The sequence below is a fragment of the Streptomyces endophyticus genome, assembly GCF_035798155.1.
GTDB lineage: Bacteria > Actinomycetota > Actinomycetes > Streptomycetales > Streptomycetaceae > Streptomyces > Streptomyces endophyticus.
This window is the reverse complement of the sequence record NZ_JAOZYC010000093.1, coordinates 158,511-171,327: the sequence shown is the minus strand read 5'-3', so window position 1 is coordinate 171,327 and position 12,817 is coordinate 158,511. Positions and strand designations below refer to the sequence as shown.

General features: G+C 71.6%; 11 protein-coding genes and 3 riboswitches. Of the genes, 6 read left to right on the top strand and 5 right to left on the bottom strand.

The window, feature by feature from the left end:
- The first annotated feature begins 130 nt into the window (after window positions 1-130).
- On the top strand, window positions 131-1,006 hold the full coding sequence (locus OKJ99_RS12385) for an alpha/beta fold hydrolase (RefSeq protein WP_326016084.1): 876 nt from the start codon (window positions 131-133) through the stop codon (window positions 1,004-1,006).
- Between the two features lie 14 nt (window positions 1,007-1,020).
- On the opposite strand, the gene OKJ99_RS12380 is transcribed toward OKJ99_RS12385, so the two are convergent.
- The 4 genes from OKJ99_RS12380 to OKJ99_RS12365 form a co-directional block, all read right to left on the bottom strand.
- The gene (locus OKJ99_RS12380) at window positions 1,021-1,707 is read right to left on the bottom strand and encodes a haloacid dehalogenase type II (protein WP_326016083.1); all 687 of its coding nucleotides are present in this window, start codon (window positions 1,705-1,707) and stop codon (window positions 1,021-1,023) included.
- Between the two features lie 140 nt (window positions 1,708-1,847).
- Window positions 1,848-2,639, bottom strand: coding sequence for an ABC transporter ATP-binding protein (locus OKJ99_RS12375; protein ID WP_326016082.1), 792 nt, complete (start codon window positions 2,637-2,639; stop codon window positions 1,848-1,850).
- A complete protein-coding gene (locus OKJ99_RS12370) occupies window positions 2,636-3,688 on the bottom strand; it encodes a FecCD family ABC transporter permease (RefSeq protein ID WP_326016240.1) in 1,053 nt (350 codons plus the stop codon). The genes OKJ99_RS12375 and OKJ99_RS12370 overlap by 4 nt, the downstream gene beginning before the upstream one ends.
- 50 nt (window positions 3,689-3,738) lie before the next feature.
- Window positions 3,739-4,800 carry an ABC transporter substrate-binding protein gene (locus OKJ99_RS12365; protein ID WP_407700678.1) on the bottom strand — a complete coding sequence of 354 codons (1,062 nt, stop codon included), beginning with the start codon at window positions 4,798-4,800 and terminating at the stop codon, window positions 3,739-3,741.
- Window positions 4,801-4,830: 30 nt separating this feature from the next.
- Window positions 4,831-4,970: riboswitch (cobalamin riboswitch) on the bottom strand.
- Window positions 4,971-5,043: 73 nt separating this feature from the next.
- On the opposite strand from OKJ99_RS12365, the gene OKJ99_RS12360 reads away from it, so the two are divergent.
- Window positions 5,044-5,760: a hypothetical protein gene (locus OKJ99_RS12360; protein ID WP_326016080.1), complete on the top strand. Its 717-nt coding sequence runs from the start codon at window positions 5,044-5,046 to the stop codon at window positions 5,758-5,760.
- Between the two features lie 107 nt (window positions 5,761-5,867).
- Window positions 5,868-7,340 (top strand): PepSY-associated TM helix domain-containing protein, encoded by a 1,473-nt coding sequence (locus OKJ99_RS12355; protein WP_326016079.1) that lies wholly within the window; start codon window positions 5,868-5,870, stop codon window positions 7,338-7,340.
- 70 nt (window positions 7,341-7,410) lie between these two features.
- Here the strand turns inward: OKJ99_RS12355 and metE are convergent, their stop codons facing one another.
- Window positions 7,411-9,744: a 5-methyltetrahydropteroyltriglutamate--homocysteine S-methyltransferase gene (gene metE, locus OKJ99_RS12350; protein ID WP_326016078.1), complete on the bottom strand. Its 2,334-nt coding sequence runs from the start codon at window positions 9,742-9,744 to the stop codon at window positions 7,411-7,413.
- Window positions 9,745-9,937: 193 nt separating this feature from the next.
- Window positions 9,938-10,160: riboswitch (cobalamin riboswitch) on the bottom strand.
- 87 nt (window positions 10,161-10,247) lie between these two features.
- Window positions 10,248-10,370, top strand: a riboswitch (cobalamin riboswitch).
- A gap of 61 nt (window positions 10,371-10,431) precedes the next feature.
- Here metE and OKJ99_RS12345 point away from each other — a divergent pair.
- From OKJ99_RS12345 to OKJ99_RS12335, 3 genes are all read left to right on the top strand, one after another.
- The gene (locus tag OKJ99_RS12345) at window positions 10,432-10,824 is read left to right on the top strand and encodes a (2Fe-2S) ferredoxin domain-containing protein (RefSeq protein ID WP_326016077.1); all 393 of its coding nucleotides are present in this window, start codon (window positions 10,432-10,434) and stop codon (window positions 10,822-10,824) included.
- Window positions 10,821-11,495, top strand: a complete 675-nt coding sequence (locus tag OKJ99_RS12340) for a (2Fe-2S)-binding protein (RefSeq protein ID WP_326016076.1) — start codon at window positions 10,821-10,823, stop codon at window positions 11,493-11,495. The genes OKJ99_RS12345 and OKJ99_RS12340 overlap by 4 nt, the downstream gene beginning before the upstream one ends.
- 121 nt (window positions 11,496-11,616) lie before the next feature.
- Window positions 11,617-12,807, top strand: a complete 1,191-nt coding sequence (locus OKJ99_RS12335) for an amidohydrolase family protein (protein ID WP_326016075.1) — start codon at window positions 11,617-11,619, stop codon at window positions 12,805-12,807.
- The last annotated feature ends 10 nt before the right edge of the window (window positions 12,808-12,817 follow it).

The window sequence follows — 12,817 nt, the reverse complement described above, 5'->3', positions numbered from 1 at the left end:
TTCAGTGTCACCCACGGGCGCGGTGGGGGAGTAAGGCGCGGGACCGTGTCGTCGCGCCGTGCTTGCGCGGCTCGGTGCGGGCGGCGAAATTGGTTGGCCAGGGGCTGACGCGGCGTGCGAGGGTCCTGGCATGCCGAGCGAGTTCGAGTCACCCGAGTCCCTCTTCGGGCCGGTCGCATCACTTGAGTCCATCGACGGGACGGCCATCGCCTACCGGCAGTTCGGCTCCGGTCCACCGGTCGTCATGGTCCACGGCTCCGGCGGCGGGCTGCACTCCTGGCAGCCGGTGGCCGAACGCCTCGCTGACCGCTACGAGGTCTGGACGCCCGCCCGCCGCGGCTACGCCCCGAGCGGACCGGGCCGCTCACCCAAGCGGTTCGCGGACGAAGTGGCGGACCTCGGGGCGCTGATCACGAAGATCGGCCGTCCCGTGCACCTGGTCGGCATGTCCTACGGCGCCAATGTCGCCCTGCACGCGGCGACGGCCGGTCTGCCGGTCCGCTCGCTGGTGCTGTGGGAGCCGCCGCTGTACGCGGCGGGCGCCGAACTGGGCCCCGTACTGGCCGAGTTCCAGGAATTGACCGCGCAGGGTGACCAGCGGCGCGCCGACCGGCTGCTGGCGGAGAAGGTGGCCCGGGTCCCGGCCGCGCTCCTGGACATGATGGGTTCGGGCGACCCCGACGACAGCGAACCAGGCACCGGACCAGCCTCCGAACCAGCCACCGAACCAGCCGCCGAACCCGATGAGACGCCCGGCTGGTGCCGCGACCTCGAATCGCTGATCGCCGACTCGGCGGACGTGGAGCGCTGGTCCGACGTCACCGTCCCGACCCTGCTGATGCGGGGCGCCGACACCTGGCAGCCGATGCCGGCGACCCTCGACCGGCTCGCGGCCGCGCTGCCCCACGTCACGTACACGACGCTCCCCGGCCAGATGCACTTCGCGCCGTCACTCGTCCCGGACACCGTGGCGGCGGAGATCGCCGACTTCCTGCCGCGCACCTGAAGTGGGGCCGCCGCTCACGCCCCGAGCTGGGCGGCGAGCCCGGCCAGATCGTCGGCGTACAGGTCGAACCGGTCCGAGGAAGCGGGCGGGTCACCGACAGGACGGGCGACGTAGGCGGTACGCAGGCCGAGGGCCTGTGCCGCGCGCAGGTCCCAGGCATGGGCGGCGACCATCAGCAGCCGCTCCGGCGGTCGCCCGGAGACGGCGACGGCCAGTTGGTAGACCGCCGGGTCCGGCTTGTAGGACCGGGCGTCCTCGGCGGACAGCGCCTGGTGCCAGCGCAGCCCGGCGTGGGCGTTGAGGCCGAGGAGCGCCGTCCGGCTCGCGTTGGACAGCCCGATCAACGGGAACCGCTCGGCGAGCCGGGCGAGCCCCGCCACCGTGTCCGGCCACGGCGGGAGCCTGCGCCCCGCCAGAGCCAACTCCGCCACCGCGCCCGGCTCCTCGACCCCGGCGGCCTCGGCGACGACCCGGGCGGCCTCCCGGTCGAGGGCGTCGCTCGCGAGGTAGGGCCGGTCGCCGTAGAGTACGCGCTGCTGCTCGCGCTCGATGTGCCGCTGCCACAGCGCCACGAGCTTCTCGACTCCGAAGTCGTCGAGTGCCGGGACGAGTTGACGAACACCGGCGCGGATCCCGGCGGGTTCGTCGACGAGCGTGCCCAGCACGTCGAACACGAGGGCGTCGATCTCTGACTCTGACACGAGCTCTGACACGAGCTCTGACATGAGATCTGACATGAGAGAGGTCTCCCGGACGAAGCGGCGGCGTAGGACTGGCCAGCACTGGCCATGGGCGGAACGCTCCCGGCAGCCATCCGGATTCCCGCATCGCACCGGCTGCCCTATCGAAGGCCCCCTTCGTCGCTCGTCAGATACGTCACCTGTGGCCGACGCGTTCGCGGATGGACGGCGACCTCGGCGGTCACCTCGTAGACCTCGGAGAGGAGTTGTGGGGTGAGCACCTCACCTGGTGGGCCCGACGCGACGACCTGTCCTTCCCGCAGCACGTACAGGCGGTCGCAGTAGTGGGCCGCCAGGTTGAGGTCGTGGAGGGCGACCAGGACCGTGGCGGGGAGGCGGCGAAGGGCCGAGAGGATCTCCAACTGGTGGCGGATGTCGAGGTGGTTGGTGGGTTCGTCCAGGACGAGCAGGGACGGCTGCTGGGTCAGGGCGCGGGCGATGAGGACGCGTTGGCGTTCGCCGCCGGAGAGGTGGTCGAAGGGGCGGTGGACGAGGTCCGCGGCGTCGACGGAGGTGAGCGCCGCTTCGATCAGGGCGGCGTCCTCGGCCGTGTCGCCCGCCAGCAGGCGCTTGTGCGGGGCACGACCCATCGCGACGACCTCGCCCACCGTCAGGTCCACGTCGGCCCCCGCGTCCTGCACGACGGCGGCGACGGTGCGGGCCAGCCGGCGTACCGGCAGCGACCACGCGTCGGCGCCGTCCACGCGCACCGTCCCCGCGTCCGGGCGCAGCACGCGGTAGACGGCCCGCAGCAGCGTGGACTTGCCGCTGCCGTTGGGGCCGACGAGCCCGATGGTCTCGCCGGCGCGGGCGGTCAGCGAGACGTCGTCGACGAGCCGCCGCGCGCCCGCGGTGAGCGTGACACCTTCGACGTGGAGATCGGCCGCCGTCATCCGGCACCTCCCGCGTTCCTGCGCCGCGCGTCCCGTCGCATCAGCCACAGGAAGAACGGGCCGCCGCACAGCGCGGTCAGCACACCGACCGGGATCTCCATCGGCGCGGCGACCGTCCGTGCCGCGACGTCCGCCCACACGAGGAACACCGCACCGCCGAGGGCGGCCGTCGGCAGCACCCGCCGGTGGTCGCCGCCGACGAGCAGGCGCACGATGTGCGGCAGCATCAGGCCGACGAAGCCGATCGGCCCGGCCGCCGCGACCAGCACGCCGGTGATGAGCGAGACCAGCACGAACATGCGGGCGCGGAAGCGGGCCACGTCCAGGCCCATCGTGGTGGCGGCCTCCTCGCCCGCGAGCAGCAGGTTCAGGTTCGGCGCCTGCACCATGAGGACACCGACCCCGAGGAGCAGGGCCAGGCCCGGCAGCCACAGCGAGTTCCAGGACACCCCGCCCAGACCGCCCAGCGTCCAGGCGAGGACCGTACGTGCCTCGTTGCCGCGGTCCGTGGTGAGCAGCAGCAGGTTGAGCAGCGCGCTGAGGATCGATGCGACCGCCACACCGGACAGGATCAGGCGGCTGGACGTGATGCGTCCGCCGGTGCGTGCGGTGGCGTAGACGAGGACGAGCGCGCCGAGCGCGCCCGCGAACGCGGCCGCCGACAGCGACATCGCCCCGAACACACCGACCCCGAACACGAGGACCGCGACCGCGCCGAGTGAAGCGCCGGAGGAGACACCAAGGAGGTACGGCTCGGCGAGCGGATTGCGAACCAACGCCTGCAGCGCGGTGCCGACGACCGCGAGTCCGGCCCCGGTCATGGCGCCGAGCAGGACACGCGGCGCCCGCACGTCGAGCACGATCGTCTCCCGCGCCCGCGACCAGCCCGCGTCACCCCACCAGTCGGCGCCGAGCGCGTGCGTCACGATGCCCCACACCTGGCCGGGCGGCACATGCACCGAGCCGATGGCGAGTCCGGCCGTGAGGGAGATGACGAGCAGCGCAGTGAGCAGGACCAGGGTGGCGGTGAGCCGTGCCCCCTGGCCCATGTGCCGTTGCCGCACGCCGTCCGGTCGCTTGTCGATCGCGACGGACGCCGTCACTTGAAGCTCTCCGGGTGCAGGCCACGCGCCAGACCCTCCACCGCGTACGCCGACCGCACACCGACCAGGGTCGCCGTCAACGGCAGCACGACGAACCGCTTGTGCTTGATGGCGGGCACGTCCGCCAGCGCGGGCTGCGAGAGCAGGTACCGCTTCTTCTGCTCCACGCTCTTGTCGCCCGCGTAGTCGTAGATCGCGACGACCTCGGGCTTGCGGTCGACGACCTGCTCCCAGGAGACATCGCCGAACACGTCGTCCAGATCGGCGAAGACATTGCGGCCGCCCGCCTGATGGATCAGCTGCGTGCCCAGGCCCTTACCACCGGCGGTGAAGGCGGACTTGTCGCCGCTGTCGTACACGAACACGGGGACCTCCGGCTCGCCCCTGACGGCGGCGCTCGCCTTCGCGACCCGACGACGGAGGTCGGAGACGAGGGTGTCGGCGCGGTCGGAGACCCCGAAGATCTTGCCGATGGTGCGTATCTCGGCGTAGGTGTCCCGCATTGTCACGTTCTTCTCGCCGCAGTACTCGCGGTTGAGGTACGTGTCGATGCCCGCGTCGGCGAACGCCTTGCGCGAGCGGCCCTCCTTCTCGTCGAACGCGCTGGAGTAGCCGCCGTAGACGAAGTCGGGTTCGGCTTCGAGGACCTTCTCGAACGAGGGTGCCCTCGCGGACAGTTCCGGAACCGACCTGTTGTCCTTGCGCAGGCTCGGCAGGACGGCGGAGTCGGGGAAGGACGTGCCGACCATGCGGTCCTTCAGACCGAGGGAGAGCATGAGTTCGGCGGGGTGCTGATGGATGGTCACCACGCGCGACGGCGGCTTGTCGTACGTCGTCTTGACGCCGCAGTTGTCGATGGTGACGGGAAAGCGCTTGGCGGTCGACGAGTTCGGGCCCTCGGCGCGCTCGGATGCCGACCCGGACGGGCCGCATCCGACGGTGACCACCGTCGCCGACAGTGCGGCGACGACGGCCGTGACACGCAGGACGAAGCGCCGTCGTCGCACACGGGGGAGGGGAAGGGGAATGGCAAGGGGACGGTTCGGACCGTCGTACACGTAAAGCCTCCTGCGGAGTCCGCGCTCCTCGGAACAAGCCCGCGACGGGTCAGTGACCTGACTCCCGGGCAGCGCTGACTCGTGCTGCCCGGTCACAGTGGCGGGACCGTGCCGGATTCGCACCGGCTTCCTGTCTCCCGTCGCGGCGATGACCTGGCGATCCTACGCTGCCGTTACGGTGCGCACACCGGGTTGTGAACCAGCCGGTGATCATGCGGTGGCGGATGCCAAGATGGACCGGCCATGACTACAGGCTGGAATGCTCGCGCTGGACGGGCCGCGGTGTTCGCGGCCGTCTGCGTGCTGCTCACGGCACTCGCGCACACGCTCATGTCCGGTGACACGGTGCCGTGGTGGGCGTTGACCGCCGGACTCGTGGCCATCGGTGGGGCGGCTTGCGCGTCCGCCGGTCGTGAGCGTGAGCTCCTGCCGGTCGTGGGTCTGGCCGTGGCCGCGCAGGCGGTACTTCACCTCTTCTTCTCGTGGGCGCAGGTCCTCGCGCACCCGGCGGCTTCGGGCGGCTCCGTCGCGGGTCGGTGGCTGGACCATGTGTTGTGCCGTGCGCCGATGGAGCCTTCGGGTATGGGCGACATGCACATGGGGCCCATGCCGACCGGCTCCATGAGCGACATGAGCGACATGGGCGCCGTGCATGCGATGGGTGCGGCAGGTCACGACATGAGCGGTATGTCACCGGCAGGCATGCTCACGGCCCACCTGCTGGCCGCCGTGCTGAGCGGACTCTGGCTCGCGTACGGCGAGCAGGCCGTGTTCCGCATCGCGAGGTCCGTCGTCGGCCGGCTCGTCGCGCCCTTGCGGCCCCCGTTCCGCCTTCCCACTCCGCCGCACCGGCCGCGCGTCCAGGTCCGCCGCGCGAGGCGCGACCGTACGCCGCGTGACCTCCTCCTCGCGGACACGATCACCTCCAGGGGCCCACCCGCAGGGAACGCTGTCGCCTGACGACAGCAGGTTCACCCGAGGCTGCGCCGCACCCTCGGGCATCGGCCGTGCGCACGCCCCGAACGGGCCGCGCCGGACTCCGTGCTGCCCGAAACTGGAGAACCACCTTGCCACTTGCTTCCGAAACCTCTGAAAACTCCGACGCCTCCGACGCCTCCGACGCCTCCGATGTCGCAGACGCCTCTGAACCGCGCTCCGCGGAAGAGAGCCGTCAGGGCCGGCCCACCGCCGGATCGGCCTGGGCGTCGCTGCGCCCCCTGGTGCTGCGACTGCACTTCTACGCCGGGGTGTTCGTCGCCCCGTTCCTGCTCGTCGCCGCGGTCACGGGCCTGCTCTACGCGGGCTCGTTCCAGGCCGAGAAGATCGTGTACGCCCATGAGCTGAACGTCCCCGTGGGCACGTCCGAGCTGTCGATCGCCGAGCAGGTCGCCGCCGCCCGCAAGGCCCACCCGGAAGGAGAAGTCAGCGCTGTACGGCCGTCACCCGAGGCTGGGGCGACGACCCGGGTCATGCTCTCCGGCGTCGCGGGAGTCGACGCCGACCACACGCTCGCGGTGTTCGTGAACCCGTACACCGGGGAGGTCCGCGGCGCCCTCGAACAGTACGGATCCACGGGCGCGCTGCCGCTGCGCACCTGGATCGACGAGCTTCACCGCGACCTTCACCTCGGTCAAGTGGGCCGTCTGTACAGCGAGTTCGCCGCCAGCTGGATGTGGGTGATCGCGGGCGGCGGCCTCGTCCTCTGGTTCGGACGGCGCCGCTCCCGTCGCGCCATCCGTGGCACGAACGGCCGCAGGCGGACCCTGTCGCTGCACGGATCGGTGGGTGTCTGGGCGGCGCTCGGACTCATCTTCCTGTCCGCGACGGGCCTGACCTGGTCGACGTACGCGGGGGCGAACATCACCGACCTGCGTGCCGCGCTCGGCCAGACGACTCCGACCGTCTCCGCGGCCGCGGCCCCCGGTGGCGAACACGCAGGGCACGACATGGGCGGATCCGGCCCCGCGGGCGGCGCAGGTGGCGACGGCGTGGGCCTGAACGCCGTGCTGAAGTCGGCCCGCGCCGCAGGCCTCTCGAACCCCGTGGAGATCGTCCCGCCCGCCGACACCTCCTCGGCGTACGTCGTCCAGCAGATCCAGCGAAGCTGGCCGGAGAAGCAGGACGCCGTCGCCGTCGACCCGGCGAGCGGCGACGTCACGGACGAGGTGCGGTTCGCCGACTATCCGGTGCTCGCCAAGCTGTCCCGCTGGGGCATCGACCTGCACACCGGCAACCTGTTCGGCATCGTCAACCAGATCGCGCTCGCCGCGCTCGCCCTCGCGGTGGTGCTCCTCATCGTGTGGGGGTACCGCATGTGGTGGCAGCGCGGGCGCGGCTCCGCCTTCGGCCGGCCCATCGCGCGCGGTGCCTGGCAGCATGTGCCGCCGTACGTCGTGGTGCCGTTGATGGTGGCGATCGCCCTGCTCGGCTACTTCGTGCCGCTGCTCGGCATCCCGCTCGCGGCGTTCATGCTCGGTGACATCGTGCTCGGCGAGATCGCCTACCGGCGGGGGAAGCGCACGTACACGCCCGCCGCCTGAGACGGACCGGTGAGCGCCTCGCCCCTGGTGCCGGAGTCGGCACCAGGGGCGAGGGCCGCAGAATCGCGGCTCAGGGCGCGGTCGTCCCGAGCTCCGCACGGACGATGCGTGCGGCGGCGACGAGGTGTTCCAGAGAGGCGCGTGTCTCGGCCCAGCCGCGGGTCTTCAGCCCACAGTCCGGGTTGACCCACAGCCGCTCGGCGGGGATGGCCTCAAGTCCCGTACGCAACAGGGTGGTTGCCTCGTCGACGCTCGGGACACGCGGGGAGTGGATGTCGTACACGCCGGGGCCGGCCTCGCGCGGATAACCATGGGCGGCGAGCTCGTGCGCGACCTGCATGTGGGAGCGGGCGGCCTCCAGGCTGATGACATCGGCGTCGAGGTCGTCGATGGCCTGCACGATGTCACCGAACTCGGCGTAGCACATGTGCGTGTGGATCTGCGTGTCCGGGCGGACGCCGCTCGTGGTGAGGCGGAACGCCTCGGTGGCCCAGTCGAGATAGGCGGCGTGGTCGGTGGCGCGCAGCGGAAGTGTCTCGCGGAGGGCGGGTTCGTCGACCTGGATGACCGAAGTGCCGTTCGCCTCAAGGTCGTCGACCTCGTCGCGCAGGGCGAGGGCGACCTGCCGGGCGGTGTCGCCCAGTGGCTGGTCGTCGCGGACGAAGGACCAGGCGAGCATGGTGACAGGGCCGGTGAGCATGCCCTTGACCGGACGGCCGGAGAGCGACTGTGCGTACGTCGTCCAGCGCACGGTCATCGGCTCGGGGCGGGAGATGTCGCCCGCGAGGACCGGCGGGCGGACGTAGCGGGTGCCGTAGGACTGGACCCAGCCGTGCTGGGTGGCCAGGTAGCCGCCCAGCTGCTCCGCGAAGTACTGGACCATGTCGTTGCGCTCGGGCTCGCCGTGCACGAGCACGTCGATGCCGGCCTTCTCCTGGAACGAGACGACCTCATGGATCTCGTTCCTGATGCGGTCCTCGTACCCTGCGGTGTCGATGCGCCCGGCCCGCAAGTCGGCGCGGGCTGCGCGGAGTTCACCGGTCTGCGGGAAAGAGCCGATGGTCGTGGTCGGCAGCAGCGGCAGGTTCAGGAGGGCCCGTTGGGCGGCGGTCCGCTCGGCGTACGGCTGCGAGCGGCGCCCATCGTGCTCGGTGACGGCGGCGGCGCGGGCCCTGACCGCCGGATCGTGGGTGATGGGCGAGGTGGCGCGGGAGTTCAACGCAGCACGGTTGGCGGCGAGTTCGGCTCCGATCACGCCGGTGCCTCGGGTCAGGCCCTTGGTGAGGGTGGCGACCTCGGCGGTCTTCTGGCGGGCGAAGGCGAGCCAGCGCCGGATCTGCGGCTCGATGTCCCGCTCCACGGACGCGTCCAGGGGGACGTGCAGAAGCGAGCAGGAAGTGGCAACGTCGACGCGGTCGGCGAGCCCGAGCAGGGTGCCGAGCGTGGCGAGGGACCACTCCAGGTCGTTGACCCAGATGTTGCGGCCGTTCACCACGCCGGCGACGAGACGCTTGCCGGACAGGCCGCCGACGGCGGCGAGTTCCTCCAGGTTGGCGGCGGCGGAGCCGGTGAAGTCGAGGGCGAGGCCGTCGACGGGAGCCTTGGCGAGCACCGGCAGGGCCTCGCCGAGCCGGTCGAAGTACGAGGCGACCAGGAGCTTCGGGCGGTCGGCGAGGGAGCCGAGGTCACGGTAGGCGCGGGCGGCGCTGTTCAGCTCGGCCGGGGTGCGGTCCTGGACCAGCGCGGGCTCGTCGAGCTGCACCCAGGCGGCACCCGAGGCACGCAGGTCGGAGAGGACTTCGGCGTAGACGGGCAGCAGCCGGTCCAGCAGGGTCAGCGGATCGAAGTCGTCGGCCACGCCGGGAGCGGGCTTCGACAGCAGGAGGTAGGTCACCGGGCCGACCAGCACGGGACGGGTGTCCAGACCGAGGGCGAGGGCTTCCCGGAGCTCCGCGACCTGCTTGGTGGAATCGGTGGTGAACACGGTGTCAGGGCCCAACTCCGGGACCAGATAGTGGTAGTTGGTGTCGAACCACTTGGTCATCTCCAGCGGAGCGACGTCCTCGGTGCCGCGGGCCATGGCGAAGTACCCGTCCAGGGCGTCCGCCGCCACGGCGGCCCGGTGGCGCTCGGGCACCGCCCCGACCATGACGGTCGTGTCCAGGACGTGGTCGTAGTACGAGAAGTCGCCGGTCGGCACCTCGTCGATGCCGGATGCGGCGAGTTCCTGCCAGGCGGAGCGGCGCAGTTCGGCGGCGGTGGCCCGGAGCGCGTCGCCGTCGACGCGGCCCTTCCAGTAGCCCTCGATCGCCTTCTTCAGTTCCCGGTTCGGGCCCTGGCGGGGGTAGCCGTACACGGTGGCCCGTGCGGCCGCGGTGTCGGCGGTGGTGGTCCTGGTGGTCACGGAATTCTCCTTCGAGAGACGTATCCCTGAGATCCCGAAGACCCCTGTGGCACGAAGGAGTGACACCACCGGAGCGGCGACCGCGCGCTGCGAGGCACGATCTTCCACCGGTATGTGTGCTCCCCCAGTCTTCGACTGGAGGTGCTCCCCTTGACCCGCCCACGAGGTCACCGAGATGTCCGCGCACGGGCCGTCCGTGCACGGGCAGTTGGCAGGTCTTCGGACTCGCGGGCACACCCACCCGAAAGGGCGGACACCTAGTGACCGTCGCTTCCCAGACCCCTCTTCCGGGGCCCAGTGCGTCTGACGGCGGTCGTTCCCACTCACCGCTGCGGGGCAGTCCCGGATTCCCACCGGGTTCCCTCTTACGACGCCCCGCCTGGCGGACGGGGCGAACCAGCTACGCCGTTCACCCTACGGGGCGTCGTGCGCGACGCGCCACAACGTCCGCCCAGCCGTGGGCCGGATGGCATGATGGCCCTGAACACGGGCGACGGCGGCCCGAGGAAACCGGTGCGAATCCGGTGCGGTACCGCCACTGTGATCGGCGAGCGGATCCCGGAAGGCCACTGCCCCGCGAGGGTGGGAAGGCCGGGACGAGCGCGGACCCGAGAGCCAGGAGACTCACGCTGTCGCCCCCTCGAAGCGATCCGGGGCGGAACTCCCCGGCGAGAGGGAGGATGCGGCATGCCTGAACGGCTCGCCGAAGCGACGGCCCCCGTAACGGACCGGGCGGTTCCGTGCCGCGTGGTCGTGTGCCGCGACTGCTGCTGCGGAACGGTCAAGGTCAACGGCGATCACGCCGCGCAGACGGCGCGGCTGCGCCGGATCGCACCGACGCGGATCTCCGAGTGCCTGGACGTCTGCGAGCAGGCCAACGTCATCGTCGTACAACCCTCGTCCGCGGGGCGGGCGGCCGGAGCGCGGCCGGTCTGGCTCGGCCTGGTGAACGACGCCGACGCCACCGAGGACATAGCGGACTGGGTGCGGACCGGCGGACCGGGCGTAGCGCCCTGCCCCGAGATCCTGGACCTCTATCTCATCGACGCGCCGCGCCGGGCCAAGACCAAGACCTCATGAGCGAGGTGGCGCCGGAACAGGTCGCCGAGGCGCTGCGGGACGTGGCGTCGCGCCTGGGCGGATTCTTCGCCCTCGACACGACGCCGACGCGGCGGCCGCCCGACGCACGACTCACCCACGCCGGTCTCGCCGCACGCGCCCAGACGGTCAACGACCACTACGCCACCGCCGAACCCCGCATCGGCGCCTCCATCGCCCACCTCGGCCTTGCGGCCCGCCTCTGGTCACCGGTCCTCGCCTGCGCGCTCGTACACGGGATCGTGCCGACGATGAGCACGGTGGAATGGTCCGGGGAGGGCTCCGCGCTCCACCTGCCCCGCCCCGAGGGACGACACGCATCGCGGCTCCCCTCGCTCGCCGACGCGGTCTTCGCGGAGGTGGACGGCGTCCTGGCGGCGGTCGAGAGCGGCCTCACCGTCAAGGTGGCTCCGCGCCTGCTGGCCGGCAACTCCGCGTCCGCGCTCGTCGGTTCGGCGGCGCAACTGCTCAGATCCCGGCCCGACCTGCGTACGGACGTCAGGCATGTGACGCAGGAACTACTGGAGACGGGCCGGCTACGGGGAACGGGTCGGATCACCGGCCCCGACCTGGCATTCCGGCGGCGCAGTTGCTGCCTCTTCTACCGCGCGCCCGGCGGCGGCAAGTGCGGAGACTGCTGCCTGGTGCGGTGATCGCCGCACGACACAGCGGAGCCGGGAGAGACCGACATCCACGAACTCCTCGCTCCGTCTGATGTCCTGGCTCCATGCTCCATCAGCTGTCGTCCTCGCATGCGAAAGAGAGCCGCGATTCATGTTGATCACCGCCGCGCGCGCCCTGGCCGGACCTGATCGTCACGTTGTCGCCGACGCGGGTGTCCTCGTACGCGGGGGCGTCATCGCCGGCGTCGGACCACGCGAAGAGGTCGAGCGCCAGGCACGGCCCGATGAGCCCCGGCTCGACTTCCCCGCCGGGACCGTGCTCCCGGGCCTGATCGATGCCCACGTGCACCTCTGCTTCGACGCGGGCCCGGACCCCGTCGCCACGCTCCAGGAACAGGGCGACGAGGCGCTGTTCGCCGAGATGGCAGGCCGGGCGCGGCGGTTGCTGAGCGCGGGGGTCACGGCGGCCCGCGACCTCGGCGACCGCAACGGCCTCACAGTGCGTCTCGCCCAGGACATCCGGGAGGGCTCGGCCGTCGGTCCGCGCGTCGTCCCGGCGACGACGCCCGTCACTCCGCCCGGTGGCCACTGCTGGTTCCTCGGCGGCGAAGTCTCCGGACCCGACGGGATCCGGCGGCTGGTCCGGCGCAACGTCGAGGCCGGTGCCCAGGTCATCAAGGTCATGGTGACCGGCGGCGGACTCACCAAGGGCGGGGCCAAGAGCTGGGAGTCCCAGTTCTCCGACGAGGAGTTGGCCGCGCTCGTCGACGAGGCGCACCGCACCGGACTGCCGGTCGCCGCGCACGCGCACGGCGCGGACGGCATCACCGCCGCGGTCACGGCGGGGGTCGACACCATCGAGCACTGCACGTGGATGACGGCCGACGGATTCGAGGTCCGCCAGGACGTGCTCGACCAGATCATCGAGCGGAACATCTACGTCTGCCCCACGGTCGGCCCGCACTGGCGGATGCTGCCGCAGTTCTTCGGTGCCGAGCGCGCCGAGGCCATGTTCGACGCGGTACGTCGGATGGCCGAGGCCGGTGTACGGCTGATCGCGGGCACCGACGCGGGCGTCCAACGCGCCGGTTTCGACGGCCTACCCGCCGGCCTGACGTTCTACGAGCACCTGGGCGTGCCCAACGACCGCGTCCTCGCCATGGCCGCGACGGAAGCTGCCCAAGCGCTGGGCTTGGACGAGACGACCGGGCAACTCACCCCCGGCTACAGCGCGGACGTCCTCGTGGTGGACGGCGACCCGCTCACGGACATCGGGGCGCTGCAGTCCGTGGAGACCGTGATCGCGGCGGGCAGGCGCCATGAGGTGGGTCGTAACTCCTAGCAGCGGCAGG